The organism is Methanobacterium alcaliphilum, from assembly GCF_023227715.1.
Classification (GTDB): domain Archaea; phylum Methanobacteriota; class Methanobacteria; order Methanobacteriales; family Methanobacteriaceae; genus Methanobacterium_E; species Methanobacterium_E alcaliphilum.
This window is the reverse complement of the sequence record NZ_JALKIF010000009.1, coordinates 38,373-62,869: the sequence shown is the minus strand read 5'-3', so window position 1 is coordinate 62,869 and position 24,497 is coordinate 38,373. Positions and strand designations below refer to the sequence as shown.

The window sequence follows — 24,497 nt, the reverse complement described above, 5'->3', positions numbered from 1 at the left end:
ATGAGAATTTTTTAAGATAGCTTTTTGAAAAGATAGCCATTGTCTAAATTTTAGAGTATAATCTAAGAAAAAAATAAAAAAATAAGAGGATAAGATTTGCGTTGTTTATCCTCCAAATCTCCCTTTTTTATAATATCCTACTCCAAACAGACCAATCAAAAACAGAACTCCAAGAATGAATACTGCTGAAACTTCAGAGCTGGTATTTTTTGAAAATCCAGAGGTCACTTCATATGATTTGGATTTACTGGATGATTCTCCATTAGAACCCCCAGTACCACTACTAGAAGAACTTGGACTTTTTGTAGTTGAACCGGATTCACCAATGGAGGATGATGCCGATTGGGAGTTGCTTGAACCAGATTTTCCATCAGTTGATCCAGAATCACTTGATGATGGCTGGGATGGGTTCGTTGAGGAACCAGATTCTGAGTAAACAGCTTCTCCCAATGTTGCAGCTTGAAGTATGTTAGAATATGCTTTTTTCATAGCTGATGAAGCTGAAGAGACTGATACCACCCACTTATTAAATGCCAGGTTGGCACAGGTGTGGTGGCAACAGGCTACACCATATTCTACAGTGGCCTGAATGTATCTATTAGCCAATTCAGTAATCATTTTAGAATCAGCTTTCCACATTCCTTTACGGGCCGCAGTCAATAACCATCCAGCCATACTCTGGAATGAAACAGATTTGTAGTCTGCATTCACTGTAAACTGAGAACTGAGGAGATTATTGGCCAGAAGATCCCAAATAGCATCACTTACTACACTCTTGCCATCGGTGCCTTTATTTATAACTGCAAAGGCAAAAAGGTTCTCATATTTTGAAGCGTATTCCAACCAGCCACTAGGTGTTTTTAAGAGTGCTTCCTGGTATTTGGGATTTAAAATCATTGATCTGACTTCAAATTCCAGCTCTTCAGTTAGTGTCCGGCTTATGATATCGTTCTTGTTACGAATATCAATTATAGCTGTATCTGGATTCGCCCCTAAATACTGTGAAGCTAACAATAATCCACCGTACCAGTCATAGTAATCATCAGAATCTAATAATCTCCATGTACTATCAATATTCTGAGTTATTAAATTTGTACTGGCGAGTAAATATTCTAAAGTGGCTCTGTTTTTAGATACCATTATATTGCCATCTTTATCTATTGTCCAGGCATTGGATAAGCGAGATAAATATATCTCCGCTAGTTCTGTAGTAATGCATGTACTATTTTCCCACTTGGCAGTGTTGGGGAGAAAATCGGATATACCTGTACCTTCTAAAACACCAGCCTCCAGACCAAATATTCTATCTAGTGAAGAGTGTTCTGCGTAATGTTTTTTCACATAGTTTTGTCTGCCAGTTTCATTGGTATTATTCACCAGGTAGACTGCATTGTTCATTAATCTCAACCAGTAAATATTGCTGGTGACAGCTGTTGCGAAAACATCAATACGTGGCCTCTGGATAATTTTACCATTATCTAAAGTTATGGTTAACTCAGATAAGTCCATCAATGTTATCCCAGTTACATCGCCATTACCCGTTATACTCCATGTAGGTTTTACACCTAAAAGGTAGAGGAATTCTGCAATACCTATACCTTCTGTTCTGAGAAGTTCAGTTCCCCACATAACCAGGGCTACTATTTCAGGGAATGCACCATTGTGCTCCTGGAAGTAGTCAACCAATATTTTATCAACTATCTTTTTTGCTGATTCCCAAGAAGCTTCAGTTGGCATTTTAGTGGTATCTACTGCATATATGCTGGTTCCTGTAGGTAGTGAATCCGAGTAGGAAGGGTCTGCTGATAGCCCAGGTATCACATAGCCACCACTTAAGGCATTCATTATAGAAGTCCATTCCAAGTTGGATCTAATGGCAGATATCACATTTTCACAAAATATCAGGTTATTATAAAGAGCACTGGAATTAGTTATACCTATTTTTAATGCCAATGCATCAACTGATGTTCCATTTACTAGTTCACCTATGTAGTAAGTAAGATTATTTTTAATGGCTGAAACCTGACCCAAATAACTGCTGTTGTGAAGCATGGTGTAGTAATCTATGGAAATTGAGGGGTAGAGTAATTTTTTGATGTTCTCCAAGATTTCTGTTCGGGATGAAGAAATAGTAATAGTTTCCTGAATCAATTCATCACCCTGCAGTACGTAACCTAAACTATGCAGCCCCAGCGTAATTATATCATTTTCTAATTCATTCAGGTTATTATGAAGATCATCTAACCAGTCTTCGAACGATTGTCCTTGTTTTAACTCAGAAAATCCTAATGTCTTAACCATAGCCTGAATTTTGATTTTATATTCTTCAGCTATAGCTGAGGAATTAACCTTAACTGCAGTTTCATAGTTGTTAATATAACTCTGTAATATAGTTAGATTGCCATACAGGCCTGATGATACTGTGGCAGGAGTCATGTGACTTATTACTAAAGCAAATGACCTGTCTTTTGCTACCATTCCCTCTCCAGGGTTGGATACAATATATGGGTAGATATTGGGTATGGTTGAAAGTTGGAATGTCCAATCGTCTGCTTGCAACCCCAAAGATCTTCCCGGAAGCCACTCTAAAGTCCCATGGGTTCCCAAGTGTATCATGGCATCCGCGTGGAATACTTCATCAAGCCATCTATAAAATGCCAAATACTGTTGATGAGGAGGTAATGTGGCATCGTGGTAGTTTTTCACTTCTTCCCATCCCCTGCTTGGTTGGACAGTTATAAATACATTCCCACATACTAATCCAGGGATTACTAGGTATGAATTATTATAGGTCATTATATTTCCCAGTCCTGTTCCCCACTTAGCAACCAACTCATTTTGAAGAGTACTGGGAAGTTCCCTGAACCATTTCATGTACTGAGTGAGGTTTATCAACTGCTGGTTGGCTATGAGACTCGCTGAATTGTTCCCCACATAGGAGTTTAAGAGTCCCTGTGCCCAGGAACCTTTGTTACCGAATTCTGCAACCAGAGTATAAAGTTGGGTTGTAGTTGGAATTTCATTTTTTCCCATACCAATATCATATCCTGCATCATATAATTGTTCTAAAAGATCATGCAGGCTCTGGAAGATATCAAGATATGATGCACCTAGCTCGGATTTACCCGGGGGATAATTGTAGAGAATAATTGCAATTTTTTTATCTTTATTGGGTTTTTCTTTGAGATTAGCCCAACCATTGGTAAGTTGAACCACCTTAGCAATTCCCTCTGCTATCGGTTTTTCATTACCATTAGCATCGACATAAGATACAGGGATAGCCCCAAATACTCCTTCAAATTGTGGAAAAGTCACAGAATAAGTCCATTCTGCTTGAGGTCCATATTCACTAGTGTAACTGTATTCACTTATAGAGTTCAGTGCCCGCAGTATTTCGATATTCATTTGGGCAAATTCGTCTATGGCACCGCCATCTGCCATATTTGCATAATCCATGGACCAACTGTAGAGTGAGTTTACAGCTACTACACCTCGAGATAATGGTCCTGATCCATTGACCCCTGTGGTTAAACCTAAAAGGAGTTGGCTCATTGAGGGTGTAGTTGATTTCTGGAATATATTTAGAACTGCTCGTCCTGTTGATTCATATGCTTTGATCATAGCATCTACTAAAGCACCTCCAGGGTAGTAACTAGCAATTACCACAAATGAACCAGTGATACTACTTTTTGTGCTGTTGTACCATCCCTCAAATACATTGTAAATATCTCCGGGGGAGTTATGAATGGCAGACCATGATTTGTATTCAGTAGTCATCCAGTTTAAACTTCCCACACCATCTGAGTTATAACCCGGATTGGAGATGATCCAGTTGTTTATTTCTTCTGTGGTGGGACTTGTTCCAAATATTCCATAGTCAGGGTGATAAATACCCCAGCTGGGACTGGTTAATACTGGTGTTTTTCCTGTTTTTGTTGGATTTACACTACTTTCTCCAAGTAAGAAATAGATATAGTCCAACATATTTGCCATGTTTAATTTAACTGTGTCATTATCAATCACAGCCTCTGCCTGCCAGTATGAACCAATATATGTATTTTCCAGACTGTTAGGAGTGTTATTAGTTGAATTTCCGCCCAGGAAGTTCCAGGAATTAATGACATTTTTAAGGAAATTGGTATTGTATATTCCAAAAACATAAGCAACCATATGGTTCTGATTGGCCGGGCTATTGGCTATATCATCTACTGATACCACACAGTCCTGGGTGTACATATCAATTAAAATGAAATTGGCATAATCTAACATCCAGTGTCTGTAATTCTGGTTGCTGTTGGAATTATAACTGTCAATTGTATAGACCCTGCTGCTCATATTAGTTAAGATGTTCATCTTATTAGCTTGGCCATTACCTGATGTACCATAATAACTGATTATGGCTATATCTGGGACAAAAGTATGGTTGACGGTTATAGAATCTGCTACCACTGTCAGGTTTACTGCATATTTTTTATAGGTTTTATATGCTATTTCTAAGGTGTATTTTCCCTGTTTCACATTGGAAAAAGTGTATGTACCGGATGTTGTGGTATTCATGGTATAGAGTATCTGGTTGTAATTAGTCTGGTTTCTAAGGTATACTGTTGCATTGGAAACCGGAACGCTTTGGTTGTACTCACTAACGTAATCTCCAGTTGAGTTGTTGTATGCATCCTTAACAGTACCATTAATGTTTGCTGCAGATACTGATCCACATAAACATAGGACCATTATTATAAGTAGGATAAATATTATTTTTTCTCTCATTAAATTCTCGACCTCCCTTTTGAAAATAATTTCACGAAATTCATTTAAAAATTAGATTAAAAATCTAATTCTTAGTCAAGTGCATATTATCACTAAAAAATAGCCATAATTGTACACCACATACTACTAAATACATAATGTGATATATATTTATCCAATTAGCTTGATTAAATATCAAATGTTCTTGATTTTAATAATTTAAAGGATTAGATTAATAAGAATATTTCAAAAAAAAGTGTTAAACTCTAAATAAAAATAAAAAAGAAGGTTAAAATTTTAGTCTCTAAAGGTTCAAAGGTTTTTATAAAAAAAGTAAATTTTAATTTTACTTTTTAAACTTCACCTGGTTATTGCTGTAGTTGGATTCAATAGCTTTCCTGTTGTAGTTGATTTTAGCGTATTTGTACTTCTTCTTGTGGGTTTTGTATTTGAAAAACTTGACTTTCACCGTTTTGTACTTTCCACTCCCAATTGCTGAGACTTTTACTACCTTGTACTTTTTAGAAGTGTACCATACTTTAAGGTAAGAAACTTTTGATGCCGCACTACCACTGTTTTTAATAGTGATATAATAATTATTGCCGGATATTTTGATTTTTGTTACCTTTAAATCAGCACCTTTTACAATGATCGTTCTGGATGTTGTCCATGGATTGTACTTAGTATTTGAATTACTCACTGCTTTTAATGTATGTGAACCGATTTTAGCATTTTTACCTATGGTGTAGTGGTATACTGCAATTCCATAGGCATTGGTTGTGGCTTTGGCGATGTATTTCCCGTCCAGGTAAAATGAGACCACCATACCTGAAACTGAATTGTTCTCCTCATCAACAACCCTGGCCTTAAAATCAACACTACCACCTAAAGTTATATTGCTGGAATAAACCGTAATCGTAGTATTTCGTGGATAGTTACCTCGCACAGTATCGTTATTTAATGATATTACTGCAGAGTTACCTTTTTTTACAGAAGAAACCAGATAATTGTCTTTTACTGTAGTATTTTCAGCATTGGTAGAGTTAACGGCCCACCTTCCATTGGTGGCTATGTGGTTTTCAAAAATCTGATTGTTTTTAGAACCTGTAATTACGTAGATACCAATGTTAGTTGCAGGTATGGGGTCACTGTGGCTGTTAATGATTTCTATTGCATTATTTGAGTTACCCTCAGCTGTAATGTAATTTTTTAATATGGAATTATTTAAAGCACTATATAATCCCATTCCAATACTGTAGTTCCCATATCCTGAGAAATAGTTTTGAATGAACTGATTGTAACTGGCGTGATCCAGTGCAGCCCCGTAAGTAATATTAGACTGTGTGGTGAAATTATTCCCACTTATTAAAGAATTTTCACTTCCAATCATTACCAGACCATAGGCATAGTTTAAAGCCGTTGTTATAACATTGTTACCGGCAAGGGTGGTGTTATAAGCGTACCATCCTAAATTCACACCATTACTGTAACCAACCCCTGTAGTGGTAATATTGTTACCTGTAAAATAGTTGTTGGCGGATAATGATTCATTAGTTGCTGGTTCAATACACTGATAAATAGTTAGACCATATGCATGGCCACCCCCAGAACTTATAATCTCATTATTTGCCACGAGATTATGATTACAGTTGTAATAGAAGTTCACTCCGGCAATTGGATTATTGGAAGATGTGGTATCAATTATATTTCCCATAATGTTATTGTAGGATGACTCCTCCAAATAGATACCTAGTGTAGGGAATTCTAAGCTGAATCCTCCAGTTTCCGGGCCGGTACCATTGGTTTTGATTTCATTTAATAAAATTTCATTATAATTGGATCCTTTTAAAAAAAGGCCATGGGTGATACTGGAACCTGTGGCAGAAATTTTATTTCCACTTATAATGTTTTTATCAGATTCTGTTAAGTATATACCGTAACTTTCTAATTCCTGATTTACAGAGATATCATTGGCTTTTATAGTGTTGTTTTCGCTCTTGTTTAATATTATTGCGTTTTGATTATTATTTCTAATTGTTAAATTTGATATATTAGAACCCGATGCACTTTCAAGAAGAGTTATTGTTCCATTATATATAACTGAGCCTATTTGTCCCATGATATTCAGTGGAACAGACAAAATCATGTTCTTGTTATAAAATTCACCGGACAAACGGAAAGTGTCTCCGGGAACCACGTATGACTCTTTTAATGTTCCGTCATCATTGAAGTAGGTGCTGTAATTACTGTCAGTTAAATCAAAGATAAGAGGTGCAGCTGTAGGGTTTTGTTCTGTATTAAAATTAATGCTTTCGTTACCGACTTTTCCACTGGCCTCCAGGATATTGGATAGGAAAATAGTATTTACTGATTGGGCTGCATCAATAGAGAACACGGAAGTGGTATTTATATTATTGTTAACCACCACATTATTTCTAGGTTTTTTACTGGATGACTGCCCCTGAAAGAGTATTCCAGTGCTATTAGAACCAATAATATTTCCAGATATGTAGTTTCCATAGGACAATCCATAAATATAGATTGCTTCTTTTGTGTCGGTGTTTATCCTGTTTTCGGTGATGTTGTTGTTTGAGCCTAAAATGTTGATTCCATAAGCAGAACCCACACTAATCGTATTATTGTATATTGTAGAGTATGATCCAGTAGATTGTATCCCATTTACAGTTGAATTTAATCCATATATTGTGTTTCCACTTATATTACAATTGTATCCTGCATAGATACCCGTATCTGTGGCCCGAATAATATTTTCAATAATATTATTCCCCTCTTCTGAATCTGATTGGGATGATACACCACGGTATGCCCCGGTGATATTGTTCCCTTTTATTTCATTGTGATGCCCCATAACCTGTATGGCATAACACCATGATGTGTCCACTCCATAAAGGTTGTTTTCAGTTATATTGTTATATGTGCAGGGGTTTCCATTGCTGTAATCTGCAAAACTATAGGTACAGAGATATATACAGTTGGATACATTGGAAGTGATATTGTTGTTTGAAATATTGTTATAGTGGGAGTCTCCCAGAATTAAAGGAGAATGTGTCCATCCATTGATTGTTTCAGACTCTGATAGGTTGTTTTCAATTATCTGATTGTATTTTGAACCTACCAGGGCCACACAATAACCTCGACATCCATCGGAGTGTATCGTGTTACCTTTAATGGTGTTGTTTTCTGTATTTAAGAGATAGATACCTTTAGTATTATCTTCACTGTTGTTTATTGTTAAATTAGTGATATTACTCCCTGATCCAGTAGACAAAATAATCAATGTTGTATTCACCAGTAGAGCTGTTTTAGTAGTGCTGGTAATATTCAATGGCCGATTTATATTCATTTTTTTATCGGTGAATGTCCCTGATAAATCCAGGACGTCCCCTTCCACCACTTCAGAATTATTTATGTCTCCCGAATCATTGAAATAGTTTGAATAACTTTCATTTGTTACATTATGTATGTTGGCCCCGTTAACAGCCCCTAATAAACAAAAAAATATGAAAAATGCTGCTAAGAAGCCGGGTTTAAATAGTTTTTTCACCATATCTCACTCCATTTTACTTTAATTATATTCAAGTGTACTTGAATATTTAATTATGATAAGTGATTTAGTATAAACTTTACCCAGAAAAATAATAACAAAATCATTAATTTTCCTGTTTAAGTTAATATTCTTTTAATTAATAATATTACCAGCCCCATATTTTTAAATTTTACTTGATTTTTATTAAAGTAAAATGGAAAAAAATAAATATTATGAACTATTATTTTTCTGTAATAAAATATGATAAAAATAATTTTTTTATAAATGGTGTTGTTTCTGCTGCTGATTGGGAGGTTCATCCCGGGGAGAGTATTCAGTCTACTATTAACAATGCTGCAGATAATGATACAATAACAGTAAAAGATGATGGTTTGTCCAGTACTTATCATGAAAATATTATCATTACTAATAAAAAGGTGAATCTAAAAACAGAAGGGAATGTTACCATAGAAGCTTCAAATGTAAACCAACCTGTAATTTATCTGAGTCAAACAAGTGGAACGGTTATTTCCGGATTTAATATTCATGGGTCAAATCATTTCAACACCAGTATAGGCATATATCTGGATGATGTAACTGACACTCTAATTTCCCAAAATAGTATTTCCGGAGCATATAAAGGTATTTTTTTGCATTATGGTTATGGTAATACTATAACAAATAACAACATTACAAACAATAATTATGGGATTTATACCCTGGAATCAGATGAATGCAGCTTTATCGGAAATAATGTAATCAATAATATAAAAACAGGTTTTTATTTCTTATCTCCTGGAGTAAATTATGCCCACTTTAATAGGATTGCTCAGAATGGGCGGTGTGGTCTTTTTAATGAATACTCAATGATATATATCTCAGAAAATTGGTGGGGGTCCAATGATGAACCCCAAATACAACAATTAGATAATATAGATTGGGGAAATGAAAATATTGACATTGCTTACAAAGGAAATCCGGGGCTTTATAACAACTGGCTTGTTTTAAATAGAAATATTAGTTATGCTAATGGTATTTATAGTATAAATACTAATTTTACTCCGTATTCTGGTGAAATCGATTATAACTGCTATTCCGGATACATTTATGATAATCACTGGCACATCCCTGATGGCACACCTGTATATGTATTATATTACATCAATAAGATAAGTACGGGTTATACAGTTAATGGTACAGCTAATTTGACCTTTTATAGATCTGATGCAATACAAATAACTATATCTGTGGATGATGAAAGTCTTACTGACCTGGTTGCCCCCGTAGTAAATGCAAGTCATGAAACTGGTTTTTATAATCATTATTTAAATGTAACTTTAAATGTCACTGATAACCTGGATACTAATCCTGTGATTTATTACACTCTAGATGGAAGTACTCCCAATATATATAATAGCCTGATTTATAATGCACCATTATTAATTCGTAATAGTACTGTTGTGAAATTTTTGGCCCTTGATTCATCAGGTAATCAAGCAACAGTTCAAAGTCGTAATTACATTATAATAAACCATCCTAGTGGTTCATATAATGTTCCTTCTTTAAATGTAACCTTACAAACAGTGAATAATACGGATTTAATATTTTACAGTTTCAATAATGGAACAACTTGGTATAATTCCTCAGGAAACGTGACCTGGAACCTTTATGAGGATATGTGGAATATATTATATTATAGTAGGGATTCACAGGGACATAACTCACCTACTAATAATGTATCCTATGTGATTGATGGTACGGCCCCATATGTTTGGACAAATAAGGGTACTGGTTTATATAATCAATCCGTACCTGTGAATTTAACAGCTAGTGACAACTTAGATACAAATCCACTGATCTATTACACATTAGATGGATCTAACCCAACTAATTCCAGTATACTTTTCACAGGACCATTAAACATCACTAACACCACTACTTTGAAGTTTATTGCCATAGATAACTTGGGTAATATGGGTTCAATTGTCACAGAATATTATATATTTTCACCAATTGGTAACTTAAATACGGGAATTGGTTATGATCTTATTCAAATTGCTATACTTGATCCTTTGACTTTAGATGGGCATGTTATTGAGGTTGCAAATGGTACTTATGTGGAGAATGTGGTGGTTAATAAGAAGGTTAGTTTAATTTCTGATGGTGATGTGACAGTTCAAGCGGCGAACACTTCACGCCCTGTTTTCACCATTATTCAAAGCGGTAACGGATCTCTGATTCAAGGTTTTGTTATATCTGGGGCTGTTAATAGTTATGGGTTATGTTTGGATGGAAGTTCAAACTGCACTATCAATAACAACACAATAACCAGTAATTACTTTGGAATCCTTACTAATACTATCAAAACTGAGAACAATACTATTATCAACAATAATATAACTCTTAATCAAGAGGTTGGATTAGGAACTTTCAATGCGGATAATTATGTAATTAATGGGAATACAATCACTTACAATGGATACTGCGGCATAGAACTCCTTGATTCAAACAATAATATCATCTACACTAACCTGATAATGGATAATGAGGGTCATGGAATTTTTATTTCAAATTCAAACAACACCCTAATTCAAAATAACCTCATCCCCGGAAATATATTGGGGCTATGGGTTGAATATAGTGAAAATTGCACAGTTTATGGGAATTTAATAACTCAAGGCACATATGGAATATATACTAATTCTTCATCGGCTGACATTAATTTTAACAGAATCGCTTCAAACACTTATTATGAGCTTATTAGTGAGGATGGAACGGTAAATGCGACAAACAATTGGTGGGGGTCAAATACTAATCCTGTGAATTTAGGGGAAATTATCTTCAGTGGATATGTGGATTACAATCCATGGCTCGTGCTGAGTATTGACAATACTTCAACCATTAATTCCGGTGGAAAAGCCAGTATAATCGCTGATTTAACTCATAATAATCTGGGAGAGGATACTTCATCTCAAGGACATGTTATAAAAGGACTACCTATTACTTTCGGCACAAATTACGGAACAATTAGCAACCAAGCACTTACTTTTAATGGACAGGCAGCTGCCATTTTGAATCTGGGCACCACAGGGTCTCGAACAGTTACAGTTAATGCATCTCTTGATAGTCAGACTGTTTCCAAACAGATAGTTATTGCTCCAGGTGTAGCAACACTGAATATTACAAGCACGGCTTTAAACAGTTCCACACTCCAACCCATAACTTTAAGTTATAATTTGCCTTTGAATAATTCAGTCTCTTGGCTCAGTGTATTATGGAAGAATACTTATCTGTTTTATGGTGAATTACAGATAATAGTTAATGGAACTATAGTAAAAAGAGTAGGATATGTTAATCCCGCTTATAATACCTGGAAGAACAGTTATCGTAGTGATGTTTTCAGGGCCATTATTTATGCAAATAATTACATACTGCAGGAGGGTATGAATACAATTACAATACCCGTAAGTTTTTGGAATGATTTAAAATCATTGTACAATTTAACTAACATAGAATTAGTTTTTGTCCAGAATCACCGATTAGAGTTCATTGACAATCTAACAGTTAAATTAACCTATCCTGGAGTAAAATCACCGACGATGACGGTTACTGATCCTCAAAGTAATAGTACAATAAATTTAAACTTCACGGGCAATGTTGTTAACCGGTCCAGTCAGATATTCTATATGGATGGAAGTTTAGGGACTGCGGGATATGAAGGTGTTAAAAGTTTCGCCATCGCCACCACACGGGTTACGGATGAGATTGCCCAGTATTGGGCAAGTCAAAAAAATGCAACATACAATAATGGAACTCTATTATATCCTGCAGGTTCAATGAAAGCAGCTTATGGAACCTTTTTCACGGCTTTAATGTTGATTTACTGTCATGACACTCTAGCAGATACCGCCGCAACTGAGTTTAATGTTACATGGAGTAGAACACATCCAGTAGTAGTTTCTCTGGGCGATGATGCAAATCAAACTTACTTAACCCTAGAATGTGACCACAGTATGGGCATGACAGTTATCGGATCGTTGAAGAATATAATACTCTTTAACTCAGCATGTTCTTCTCAAATTTCCACCATTGAATACGGGATTATGCGAAACCTGGATTTCAACTCCCAGTATGGCAATGCAAGCTTGGATATTATGGGGTCCGTGACAAGAGACATGTTCTATACATTCCTTACAGGAACAGATATGGAAGTATTCACACAAGACGGTTACATTTTCATGAAACTAGTGGGTCGTGACGATTTGATACTGCTTTATGATCCGGAAACGGGTATTATGCGAGATATTAATACCGAGAATGGGTTCTGTGGTGCATACTGTTTTCATAACTCCATAACAGAAATGGCTAATGATTTATTTAATGCAATTTCGAATAATGCTTCTGATTTTAGAAATTGGTTAATGGATACTATGGTGAATTTTAATTGGGGTATGATTGATGTTAATTTCAATGGGAAAAAATATTGGTATCTGGCAAAAACATATGGTACTGCAGCAGGATTTGTATTCGGGCTGTTTACTGGTTCAACTGAAATAGTAATAGGTACTGTTGTGATTGAAGTAATAAGCCAAGGGTATGATTTTGTTTTTGATCAATCCCTCCCTTCAAATAAATTTTGGGATACTCCCTGGTTAGAAATAACAGTCAATGGGCGTATAGTGCTTGTTAGACGTCATACTTTGTTTGAATGAAACATTATCAGTGTTTCATAAGGTTTTAATTGTAAATTAAGATGGGAGAGATTATAATGGAAGAAGTTATGGCAAAAGGAGATTATGCTTTTTTACTATTTTTTTTATTTGTGGGTGCTGCAAATATTCAAACTAACATAGGAATAGCAGTCCTTAATTTAAGTGCAGGGTTGTTATTAACGGTAATAGCTATATTTAATTACAAAGAATATGCTAACAGAACAATGTATTGGATAATAGTTTTTATAATACTCTGCACCATGTTCATACTGGCTTCTTTTATTTTACTTTGGGGATTAATACATAATATTGATAAATTCATTATTTTATTTATTGGAAACGTGCTGGCCTTGGCTGCATTAATTTATATGGCCCATATAAAAATGAAAAAATTAGAAAAAAGATTTAATAAGAGTTCGGATTCCATTAATGAATCTTAAATTTTATTATAATTTAGAGTGCTAGAACTGATAGGGGTAGTGACGATTTGATGCTGCTTTATGATCCGGAAACGGGTATTATGCGAGATATTAATACCGAGAATGGGTTCTGTGGTGCATACTGTTTCCATGACCCCATAACTGAATCAGTTTATAATTTCTTTAATAATGTTTATAATAGCACATCCGATTTCAGGGAATGGGCAAAGAAAATTATAAATAATTTCAGTCAAGGTGTAAACTGGTTTATGGGTCCATTTTATAATATTCGCAGTTCTTATCAGTGGAAAGGGTGGGAAGTAGTTTATAATCGTATCAGATATGGTTATCTTATTGTTGGAGGTGCTGCTGGAATTTATTATTCATGGAATAAAGTTTTCACTTTTGAGGGATTCATAACTTTCGGTTTTGCTCTTGATTCGCTTTGGACTGGTTTAAATGAGTATTCTGCACATTTGGATGAAGTTGGATCTATTGATTATAAGCCTTTTTAATAAAATAACTTATTTTAGTAATTTATAGAAAAAATTTAAAACGTTATGAAATTCATAGGTGAGGGATGATAATGAAAGTTAAGAATTGGAGTTTTAATGAAGGTATTTTCTTATTAATATTTTTTTTAATAGGCATTTTTATTTTGGGTAGTTTACCATTTTGCCTGTTAATTTTAATAATATTTTCAATAATGATTATAATTGAAAATCTGGTTCGAAAAGAGCATAGGGATAAATTAACACTATTATTTCTTTTTTTAGTGTTAATAAGTGCTTTATTATGGATTGCAATTGGTCAGATAGCTTTAGATGTGATTTTTGCTTTAATTTTATCCATATTTTTTATTATATTATGGATTTTAAGATTTTCAGGTTATATTCCTGAAAAGTGGTTTTAAGAATAATTGATATTAAGTGATAACTATGACAAATATTTCGCGTCGCAAAATTTGGATTTTTTTATTTATTCTTTCTTTAATGTTTTGTTGGGGTCCTCAAGGACCATTTTTTCCTGCATTTGTGATAATGATAGCTTCTTTTTTCACTATCATTTTGGAATCTGTGGATAAAAAGTATTCTGCAAAAATATCAATAATAGAAATGTTTTTATTTATAATTTTATGTTCAATATGGATTTTATTTAAAGGAACAGCTCCAGACGTGATGATTATCCTAATAATTGCTGTAGGGGGCTTAATCGTAATGGGTTTAGTTGATTCGGGTTTTATACTTGAGAAATGGTTTCAAAATCGTGGCTGTAAAGTTGTTGGGTGTTGGGACTTTGCGAAAAATTTTTTGAAAAAAAATTATTATGGAGTTCCTGACCCATAAATCTGAATTTAAGCCGTTAAATATAAGTATTAAGTGAGGGTAGATATATTATCATGCGAAATCAAATTACATCCACCCTCAGTAATTGTATTGATTCTATTCAACTTAAACTTTCCGATTTTGGTTTTGAAAAAATTGAATTTCAAAAAATTCTAAAAACCAGATTTACAAACACTAAAAATCCCCGAAACGTAAATAAAAACTTAGAACTGCTTGATAATAACCATTTTGAATATGTGAATCCTACTTGCCCAAATTGTGATTCTAAAAAAGTAATTAAACAGGAATTTCGCGAGAGGCAAGTGATTATTGATGATCCACAACCTTTAAAGCTTTATTTACGAAGATACCAATGCAAAAAATGTGGTAAAAAGTTCACCACAACCATAGAATCAATTATAAAACCACACAACAAATATTCAAACAATTTCAGAGACAAATTAGATGTTTTAATAAAAACTGGTTATCGTTCATTGCGTAATTCTTCATCAGACTTCTACAACTTCTTTGGAGCGTCACCATCACATCAAACCATACAAAACTGGCTACAACAACCCACTAAAAACACACTCAACAACATAATAACCGATTATTCTGGATATTACTGTTACGATGAACAATATATTAAAATCAAAGGCATATGGCATTACCGTTTAACACTATTCGACCATAAATTAAATTTACCCGTAAATGAACGAATCACCTCAGATAAAGAATACAAGACCATAAAACAATTTCTAATAGAATCAACAAAAAACAAAAGATTAATAAGCATAACCACAGATCATTTAAGAGAATATAAAACTATAATCGACCAAATGGGTGCAAAACACCAATTATGTCTCTTCCACCTATACAAAATGATAAACAACAAAATATACGGCCCCCAGAAATCTAAAAAGATCTCAAAACATAATAAAAAATTATTAGACAAATATTTCAAAGAAATCAGAGAAATATTCAACACAAATGATGAAAAAATCGCAATAAAACGATTAGAAAAATTATTAGACAATTTTAATAACATCCCCCATGTTTTACAAAAAATAATCAATAAAAAAATCATCCCTGACTTCCAAAGACTCACACAATTCATGCGAGACCCAAACATCCCCAAAACAAACAATTCTATTGAAAACTACTATCGTCAAACACTACCCAAATCAATAAAAAAAATATTCAAATCAACACACGGAATAACCAACCATATACAACTCAAAAAGCAAAACTGGACACAAAAACACGGAAAACACACCAACCCCCCAATAACTTTACAACCCCGTAAAATGGGAAAAAATATATATTATGAAATATTATTAATTCTGTAATAAAATATGATAAAAATGATTTTTTTATAAATATTAGAATAGTAGGAAATAGGTGTGTGTAATTTGAATGAAAATGAATTGAAAAAATGGGTAAATGAAATATTATATCTTTGTGTTTTTTGTTTCATTCTTCTTTTATTGAGTTTTTTATTTGATCAGAATTTTGTTAAACTATGTTTTGCTTTAATCGCGTTTGTTGGTGTTTTAATTCTCTTTTTAATTAGGAAGAAATGTTTGAAGTAGATTTTTGTGTTTTGTTTGAAATATTTAGTGCAAAAAATTGAATAGTTAATGGTGTTTTTTTATGGAGTTAAATAAAAAGTTTTTTGGGATATTTTTGTGGGTAGTTGGGATTGGAGCTTTTATATCATTTATTTGTTCCTTTTTTAAAGACCCCGGGTTTCTATTATATGTCGAGGCCTTTTTTTTATTTATATTTAGTATAATTATTAGCTGGTATGCGTTTATGGACTATTATCAAATAATTAGTATTCGTTATATTTTAATTATTAATTTGTTGGCAATGTGGATTGTGGTTTTTTTCAAATCAATTCCCCCAGATACAAATATAATTGTTTACTACACTTTCCCACTTTTTATATCCATAGTGTTAATAGGCTTATTAATAATAAATTGGAGAAGAAAGAGAAACCACTGCGAGATACCATGAAGGAAGCATTGGTAAATTGTTAAAAAGGATTGATTTAATGGACAAAGAAGAAATGAAAAAAACAACAAATAAAGTGTTATATCTTTGTATTTTTATATCTATCTGCGGTCTTTTTCGTATTTTATTCTTTGATACAAGTTTAATATACGTATATACTACTGCAATCATAGTTATTTGTACTTTCATAATGTTAATTTGTAGAATAAAATTATAGGGGTTTTTGTATGGATTATGCAAATGAAGACATTATATCTGATTATGAAACATTTTTAACATATTTGATACTGCTTTATGCTCCGGAAACGGGTATTATGCGAGATATTAATACTGAGAATGGGTTCTGTGGCGCATACTGTTTCCATGACTCCATAACAGAAATGGCTAATGATTTATTTAACGCTATTTTTAATAGCACCTCTGCATTTGAGGATTGGGCGCATGCAATGGTTGATAACATAGTGGGATATTTAGACACTAAAAAGTATAATCTTATGTGGGATAGTCTCAATGCAGCAATTTTAGGATATGCTATAAAATTTGCAGCCTCACCTGCAGGTAAAGTAATTCCACGTTTTTTGGGATATGTCGGAATTATTATTTCTGCAGGTGAGTTATGGTATAGTGTCAGGAATCATTATATACCTATGGAATATTGGCAGTGGGCTCATCATAATCCAATGTGGAGATCTAAAACATATACTCTTTGTCATCTTGACAGTTCAGGCACACCTATATGGAATGAACCTACGGTGCAGGTAGAAGTTCCATACAAAGATGATTTCACTCTTGATTGGGATAATTCAGTTTATTATTATTCTACAAATAGCCCTAAAAAAGTGAATTCAAAACAACTAAAAAAACTTACTGAAGGTTACTGGTGGGGAGGTTATGGAGGATTTTATCAATGTCCTATACCATAAAAAAAATAACTTATTCGTATTATCCAATTTTTTACATTTTTCAAATAGAAAACGGGGCTAAAAATGTTAGAAAAATTAAAAGAAACTGAGACTAAAATCCAAATACTTTATTTAGTTACATTCTTAATTTTTGCCTTGGAATTATTGTACCTTAGTAGTCCTAACCCTGAAATAATTGACATTGTTTTTGTAGTAAACCTGGGTATTTTAATTTTTGGAAGGGAAAAAGCAGGGGCTAAAGGACATGAGGAAGCAATTGAAGTATTAGGTGCTATGATGCTAATCACAGCCCTAATTAGACTTTTAAAGGGTCCATGAACTTCTATTCAATACATTTTATCATTAAATGATAACAATCCAGAATCATCGATATGAATTTCAAACAAAAACTTAATAAGAGTGATTAATATATTTACTTCACAAAAAATACCTAAAAATCAGACAGCACTCTTGATTAGAGTAAAACAGCAAATTATGATGGTAAATTATATGGATAACAAATTGTGAAGGTAAAATTCAGATTTTTAGTTGTTGTAGGTTCTGGATAGGAAATGATAATGCAAACTATATAACATGGAACACATTTAGATGAAGTTGGTTCGTGGGATTATAAACCATTTTAAAAAGGTTATCAATTTTTAATTTTTTTAGGAGGATTAACTGATGAGTTCATCGCATGATTTTACAGTTATGGGGTTTGTTTTTTTGGGTTTGATAATGGGCACTATTTTTTTATTTGTTGAGGATATTTTAGTTAGAAAACTTGAGAATTTCTTGAATTTTAAAATAAAGAAAAATAATTGCAAAGCTATGGGTTGTTATACTTATGAAGGTTTACCCTGGATTTTGTTAATGTATGTATTTATTGTATTAATAGTTCTATTTTATCCTTTTATAATTCATTATCATAATTTACCAGTATATATTGGAATTCTATTTATCACATTATATCCACTTTTAGTAATTATTATCCGGAAGGATACTTTTAATGATTCTAGTGTTCCTTCGGCTAAAAATCCAGTTTATATTGGTTCAAATAGGGTGAGTGGTGGTCCTGGCTATAATCCAATGTATTATTTTTTATTTTCTTTTGCCATTGGTGGTGCATCTACAATTTGGGGATTTTCAATGCTTAATTTCCCAAACATTCCTCTGAATATTGGATTAAGTAAAATTATCTTTGGTTTATTAGCCCAAACTGTGATTCTTTTTCCAGATAAATTCAATAAAATACTCCCCTCAGATACCAGAACAAAAAAAGGATTATACTACATAAATATCATCACTATCATACTAATAATCATACTAATAACATATCCAACTTAATGGGTTGTAAAATCATGAAATTCACAGGTGATGGATAATAATGAAAATTAATAAGAGTGATAATCATGTTTACTTCATAGAAATACCTAGAAATCAGGATGGCACACTTGATTGGTGTAAAGCAGTAACGTATGATGGTGGACATATTGGAACCCTGTTGTAAGAGTTTATTGGTGATAGCTTATGAAAATCCAAAATTATCTGGTGCTTGGAATGAAAAAGGCAATGCGTTTTTTGATCGTAAATTATTTAAAGATGCTTTATTTTGTTATGATATGGCATTAAAACTGGAACCAACTTATGCAGGATTTTATATCAATAAAGGAAATACATATAACGAGTTAAAAATGTTTGACGATGCTTTGAAACTTTATGAAAACGCTTTAAAAATAGATCCTGATAATGAAACAACAAAAAAACTTAAAGAAGAAATATTATCTAAAATGGAATAGTTCTTTTAATAGTATTTTTATATAAAGTATTAAATAGTAGTTAAAATAGTATATTTTTTCATGGGTTTATTTGATAGGTTTCATGAAGAATCTTTATATAAGCAAGCATATGGTCTGTTTAATGATGGGAAATATTCTGAAGCTTTAGACATTTGTGATCATATCATTGAAATTGATTCAAGTCTTGATGCAGTTTGGAATTTAAAGGGATATATTTATTTGGAAAATAGGGAATTTAATGATTCCATAGAATATTTTAAAAAGGCTTTAGAGTTTAATGACAACAATGCGAAAGCTTTTTTAAATATGGGCCAAGCTCACCTCGAATTAAAAAATTATTCTGATGCTTTAGATTGTTTTGATAATGTGTTAAAGATAGACTCAAAAAATGTTAAAGCTTGGTATAATAAAGGTTTAACTCTCCAAATAATAGGAAAATATGATGAATCAATTGAAGCTTACGATATGGTTTTAAAATGGGATAAAGAAAACGTTGAAGCCCTAATTAATAAAAGTGATATACTTGGGAATCTAAAAAAATATCCTGAACAATTAAAATGTTTAGAAAAATCTCTAAAAATGGATCCCGAAAACATTGCAGCTTTAATAAACAAGGGTTCGGTTTTGAGAAAACTTCAAAAAACAGATGAAGCTTTAAATTGTTATGATAAAGTTTTAGAAATTAATCCTGAAAATTCTGATGCATGGAATAATAAAGGAAATCTTTATTTGAGAATAGGTGACTGTGAAAAAGCTTTAAAGTGTTTTAATACTGCTTTAGAAATTAATTCAGATTCAATTATAACTTGGTTTAATCGAGGCCTTGTTTTTAGAAATTTAAAAAATTTTAATGAAGAAATAAAATCTTATGAAATGGCTTTAAAATTAGATCAAAATTATTTTAATGCCTGGTTTAATAAAGGCATTGCATGGGTAAGTATTGAAGATTATGAAAAAGGTTTGGAGTGTTTAGAGAACGCTTCAAAAATTGAACCTCAAAATCCAAAAGTATTCTATATCAAAGGTCTTACATTTCAATTAATCAATAAAAACGTAAAAGCCATGGAATGCTTGGATAAATCTTTAGAACTAGATCCAACTAATTTAAATGTTCAAAAAGCAAAAAAAAGATTATTGGCAAAAATGGAATAATTTTCTTAAGCAGTATTTTTTTCTTAATTAATAAATAGGGATTAGTATATTTTAATGAGATTTTAGATAATTTTAGAGCTTGATTAGGTTATTCTTATCTATTTTTGACATATTTAATGGCCATTGCAGAATCTAATGAAATATGGCTCAAAGTAGAACTACAATATACATTAGTAAATTGCACTGAAAACTAAAACTTAAAAATATAATTTTATAGATTATTGCACTATATTTACTAAAAAAAGAAAAAAAAGAATTTTATTTTATTTTTTAAACTTCACCTGGTTATTGCTGTAGTTGGATTCAATGATTTTCCGGTTGTAATTGATTTTAGCGTATTTGTACTTCTTCTTGTGGGTGGAATACTTGTAGAAATTGACTTTTACTGTCCTGTATTTACCAGTTCCAATACCAGATACCTTAACCACTTTGTACTTTTTAGAACTGTACCATAATTTCAAGTAACATGTTCCAGAGGCAGTATTGCCTTTATTTTTAATGGTAACATAGTACTTATTGCCAGATCTTTTAACTTTACTTATATAGAGGTCTGCTTTTTTAGGTACTACTTTAGCCTTCACATTAATAGTACTAGTCTTTGAAGATAAGATAAAGCTGGTTCCACTGGCCACAACCCTGATGCTGTGACTTCCCAAACTCATGGTTGAGGGTATAGCGTAAGTACATGAGGCCACACCACTGACTGGTTTGGCGCTTCCAACTAATTTACCATCAACATAAAATTTCACCTCAACATTGGAAACATTTCCTGGTGAAGAAACATACGCCTTTAAAATTATTGTAGTTGCCTGAGTTGCAGTAATAGACGGTAAAGACACATTCAAATTATTTTTATTTAAATAGATAGTGTTTTCGCCGGTATTGTTCTGGAAATACTCACCACTGGCATCGGCTTGTAAGGTGTAATCTGTAATTAAAAGATTTGATGGTATTTTATAGCTTAAATTAGCCACTCCATTTATCACCTGGGCAGTGCCAGCACAGATGTTACCTATATAAAATGTCACATTGACATTGGAGAGGTTTCCTGTTTCACTGTATAATCTAGCAATTAAATTCACCGTACTTTCAGGTGTAGTTGAAACTTCATCCACAGTCACATTCAAGAAATGCAAGAAGTTGTAGGCCACAGTATCAGTTGAACTTCCTAAAACCGCTAAGTCTCCTATTTTAGTTCCATTGTCTGACAGCAGTGAATTGTTCTCAACTATCGTGTTGTTAGATGAAGAAGAGTTTACTGCATATAGGGCTGTGGTGTTTATGGTGTTTAAGAAAAGGGTATTGTTCTGGCAGTTGGCCATTAAAAATATCCCTGCATTTCCCATAGGGATGGCATCATTGTGGGGTCCTATTTCAACAGTAGGGTAGCCATGGGATTGGGTTGTAATCTTGTTTTTACTTATCACATTATTTAAGGAGTGGTAAGCAGCTAATCCATAGACATAATTACCCCATGATTGGATGATATTTTCACTAATATTGTTATTGTCTGACTTATAGAGTTCTAAAGCATAGTTAATGATAGCCGAAGTAGTTATTTTATTGCGGAGGATTATGCTTTTGTTTGATGATTCAAGAGTAACCCCATATGAGTAATTACCGGCCGTTGCAGTGATATTATTATCAAACAAAGTGGTGTTGATACTGTATAGACCTGCAATGAACCCTGTTGCAAAGTAAGACCCTGTGACATTGACATTATTGTAGGAGAATGTGTTGTTTTCTGCCGTGGTGGATGTTCCCCACACACCACCTAATACACCGAATCCATAGGAAAATGGGTTGTTACCTGTTACTGTGATGTTATTTTTGTTTACTGAATTGTTGTGGCTGTCGTAGTAGATATCGATACCTACCATACTGTTTTTACAGTTAAGAGATGGAATTATTGGTGTAGTGAATCCAGATTGTAAGTATACCTCATTTTCTTCTACTTGATTAGAAGAGGAATAGATTAAAAGTATACCGTAGGTTGGGAATATCTCTTCAACTTCACCGATATCTGAGTTCAGCATAATAGATGATAAATATGGTAGTTGAACACTGGTTCCCGTGGTATTGACCTTATTGAATTTAATCACATTATTATATGATTCATATAAGAAAATACCGTATGTGACGTAATCTCCAGTTGTGGTTAAATCATTTTCAATTATCTTATTGTTTGATGAATCATAGAGGTAAACGGCATAGCTTTCATATTCCTGGTTTACAACAATGGTATTGTTTTGAATAAGGTTGTTATAAGAGCTGTGTATTATTATACCCTTCTGATTATCGTTTATGATGCTCAAATTAGTTATGTTTGTTTTTGATCCTCCATTTAATATGGTAATGGTGGTGTTGTATAATAAGGCACCGTACCCAGTTATATTCACCGGGACGTTGATTTTCATGGTTCTATTATAGAAACTGCCTGTGAGCTTTAATGTATCTCCTGGATTGATTTGATCGGTTTTAATCTCACCATTTAAGTCAAAGTAATCACTGAAATTGGCATCGGTTAAGTCTATTGTTTTAGGTGGTGTAGTATTGGTTCCGTTTCCTCCTTCACCTGGTGCGAATTTTATAGTGTCATTTCCAGATAAAAGGCCACTGAGTGCAGTTAAAGTATTTGAAGCAAAAGTGGTATTTACTGATTCATATGCATCTACGGTGTAGTTTGATGCAGTGTTTATGATGTTGTTGGTTATAATATTGTTAAATGGGTATTTTGAAGCAGACTGTTTTTTTAAGAGTATTCCTGTGGTATTGGTGTTTATGGTGTTATATGCTATTTCACACCCACTTATTCCCCCATTAATATATATTGGTTCCATGGCATTGCTGGTGAAGTTGTTTCCGGTTATCTGAGTGTTGGAAGCAGTTAACTGGAGTCCGTAACCATTTTCGGTGGTGATGTTGTTATTAGATATTACACAACCCGGACCACTCACAGATATAGCAGTTATTGATGAATTTACGTGAATGGTGTTGTCTGATATTACTGTGCTGTTACCTGTGACAGATAATACCGTGTTGGTTGCACTTAAATTGTTCCCAGTGACATTATTGTAGGGGTTAGTTACCGAAATTGCAATATATCCATTAGTTACTGTGTTATTGTGGATGTTGTTGTAAGAGCCCATTATTGCTACTGCATAACACCATGAAACACTTGTCCCTTTGACAGTGTTGTCAGTTATGTTATTGTAATATGAAAGTCCTCCCTCAAATTCACCAGAACTATGAATTGAAAGGTAAATACAATTAGCCCCATCGGATTCCACATGATTGCGGGAGATTTCATTGTAATTTGATTCCCCTAAAACAAGAGTAGAATGAGTCCTATTCGCTGTGGTTGCCGTAGTTCTAACTTCATTTTCAAGGATTCGGTTGTAGTTGGATCTTACCACAGGAAGAGCGAATGCGGATACACCATGCACATGGATATCATTACCCTGAATAGTATTGTTCTCACTTTCATAGAGGAATATCCCGTGTCCGTTTTCATTACTATTGTTTATAGTTAAATTGGTTATATTGGAACCAGACCCCGCACTAAAAATCTTGATGGTGCAGTTTATGAGTGTTGCATTTTTATTAGAACTTGTAACATTCAAAGGTTTCTTTATATTCATATTTTTATTGGTAATAGTGCCCGATAAATCCAGCACGTCCCCGTCATTAACTGCTGAGTTATTTATATCACCAGAATCATTGAAGTAATTCGAATAAGTGTCGTTGGTGATGTTATGTACACTGGCCGCAGAAACCATACCCGGCAAGGTGCAGATAATAAATGCAGTTAAAAGGAGGCTGATTTTTAATAATTTATTCATATTTCACACTCCATTTTAAAATAAATAAAAAAAAGTG

Annotated in this window: 14 protein-coding genes; 11 read left to right on the top strand and 3 right to left on the bottom strand. The window is 33.3% G+C overall.

The window, feature by feature from the left end; genetic code table 11:
* Positions 1-105 precede the first annotated feature (105 nt).
* Both MXE27_RS07775 and MXE27_RS07770 read right to left on the bottom strand, forming a co-directional pair.
* The gene (locus MXE27_RS07775) at positions 106-4,767 is read right to left on the bottom strand and encodes a cobaltochelatase subunit CobN (protein WP_248611853.1); all 4,662 of its coding nucleotides are present in this window, start codon (positions 4,765-4,767) and stop codon (positions 106-108) included.
* A 325-nt stretch (positions 4,768-5,092) separates the two neighbouring features.
* The gene (locus MXE27_RS07770) at positions 5,093-8,314 is read right to left on the bottom strand and encodes a right-handed parallel beta-helix repeat-containing protein (protein WP_248611852.1); all 3,222 of its coding nucleotides are present in this window, start codon (positions 8,312-8,314) and stop codon (positions 5,093-5,095) included.
* Positions 8,315-8,526: 212 nt separating this feature from the next.
* On the opposite strand from MXE27_RS07770, the gene MXE27_RS07765 reads away from it, so the two are divergent.
* The 11 genes from MXE27_RS07765 (at position 8,527) to MXE27_RS07715 (ending at position 20,618) form a co-directional block, all read left to right on the top strand.
* Positions 8,527-13,005: a right-handed parallel beta-helix repeat-containing protein gene (locus MXE27_RS07765; protein ID WP_248611851.1), complete on the top strand. Its 4,479-nt coding sequence runs from the start codon at positions 8,527-8,529 to the stop codon at positions 13,003-13,005.
* A 56-nt stretch (positions 13,006-13,061) separates the two neighbouring features.
* The gene (locus tag MXE27_RS07760; protein ID WP_248611850.1) at positions 13,062-13,445 is read left to right on the top strand and encodes a hypothetical protein; all 384 of its coding nucleotides are present in this window, start codon (positions 13,062-13,064) and stop codon (positions 13,443-13,445) included.
* Positions 13,446-13,495: 50 nt separating this feature from the next.
* Positions 13,496-13,939: a hypothetical protein gene (locus MXE27_RS07755; protein ID WP_248611849.1), complete on the top strand. Its 444-nt coding sequence runs from the start codon at positions 13,496-13,498 to the stop codon at positions 13,937-13,939.
* 71 nt (positions 13,940-14,010) lie between these two features.
* A complete protein-coding gene (locus MXE27_RS07750; protein ID WP_248611848.1) occupies positions 14,011-14,337 on the top strand; it encodes a hypothetical protein in 327 nt (108 codons plus the stop codon).
* A 25-nt stretch (positions 14,338-14,362) separates the two neighbouring features.
* Positions 14,363-14,770: a hypothetical protein gene (locus tag MXE27_RS07745; protein ID WP_248611847.1), complete on the top strand. Its 408-nt coding sequence runs from the start codon at positions 14,363-14,365 to the stop codon at positions 14,768-14,770.
* A 53-nt stretch (positions 14,771-14,823) separates the two neighbouring features.
* The gene (locus MXE27_RS07740) at positions 14,824-16,098 is read left to right on the top strand and encodes a DDE-type integrase/transposase/recombinase (protein WP_248611846.1); all 1,275 of its coding nucleotides are present in this window, start codon (positions 14,824-14,826) and stop codon (positions 16,096-16,098) included.
* An 894-nt stretch (positions 16,099-16,992) separates the two neighbouring features.
* On the top strand, positions 16,993-17,688 hold the full coding sequence (locus MXE27_RS07735) for a hypothetical protein (RefSeq protein ID WP_248611845.1): 696 nt from the start codon (positions 16,993-16,995) through the stop codon (positions 17,686-17,688).
* A 63-nt stretch (positions 17,689-17,751) separates the two neighbouring features.
* Positions 17,752-18,006 carry a hypothetical protein gene (locus tag MXE27_RS07730; RefSeq protein ID WP_248611844.1) on the top strand — a complete coding sequence of 85 codons (255 nt, stop codon included), beginning with the start codon at positions 17,752-17,754 and terminating at the stop codon, positions 18,004-18,006.
* Between the two features lie 345 nt (positions 18,007-18,351).
* On the top strand, positions 18,352-19,014 hold the full coding sequence (locus MXE27_RS07725; RefSeq protein ID WP_248611843.1) for a hypothetical protein: 663 nt from the start codon (positions 18,352-18,354) through the stop codon (positions 19,012-19,014).
* Between the two features lie 146 nt (positions 19,015-19,160).
* Positions 19,161-19,466, top strand: coding sequence for a tetratricopeptide repeat protein (locus MXE27_RS07720; protein WP_248611842.1), 306 nt, complete (start codon positions 19,161-19,163; stop codon positions 19,464-19,466).
* A gap of 60 nt (positions 19,467-19,526) precedes the next feature.
* A complete protein-coding gene (locus MXE27_RS07715) occupies positions 19,527-20,618 on the top strand; it encodes a tetratricopeptide repeat protein (protein WP_248611841.1) in 1,092 nt (363 codons plus the stop codon).
* 263 nt (positions 20,619-20,881) lie between these two features.
* On the opposite strand, the gene MXE27_RS07710 is transcribed toward MXE27_RS07715, so the two are convergent.
* A complete protein-coding gene (locus tag MXE27_RS07710) occupies positions 20,882-24,460 on the bottom strand; it encodes a right-handed parallel beta-helix repeat-containing protein (RefSeq protein WP_248611840.1) in 3,579 nt (1,192 codons plus the stop codon).
* Positions 24,461-24,497 lie beyond the last annotated feature (37 nt).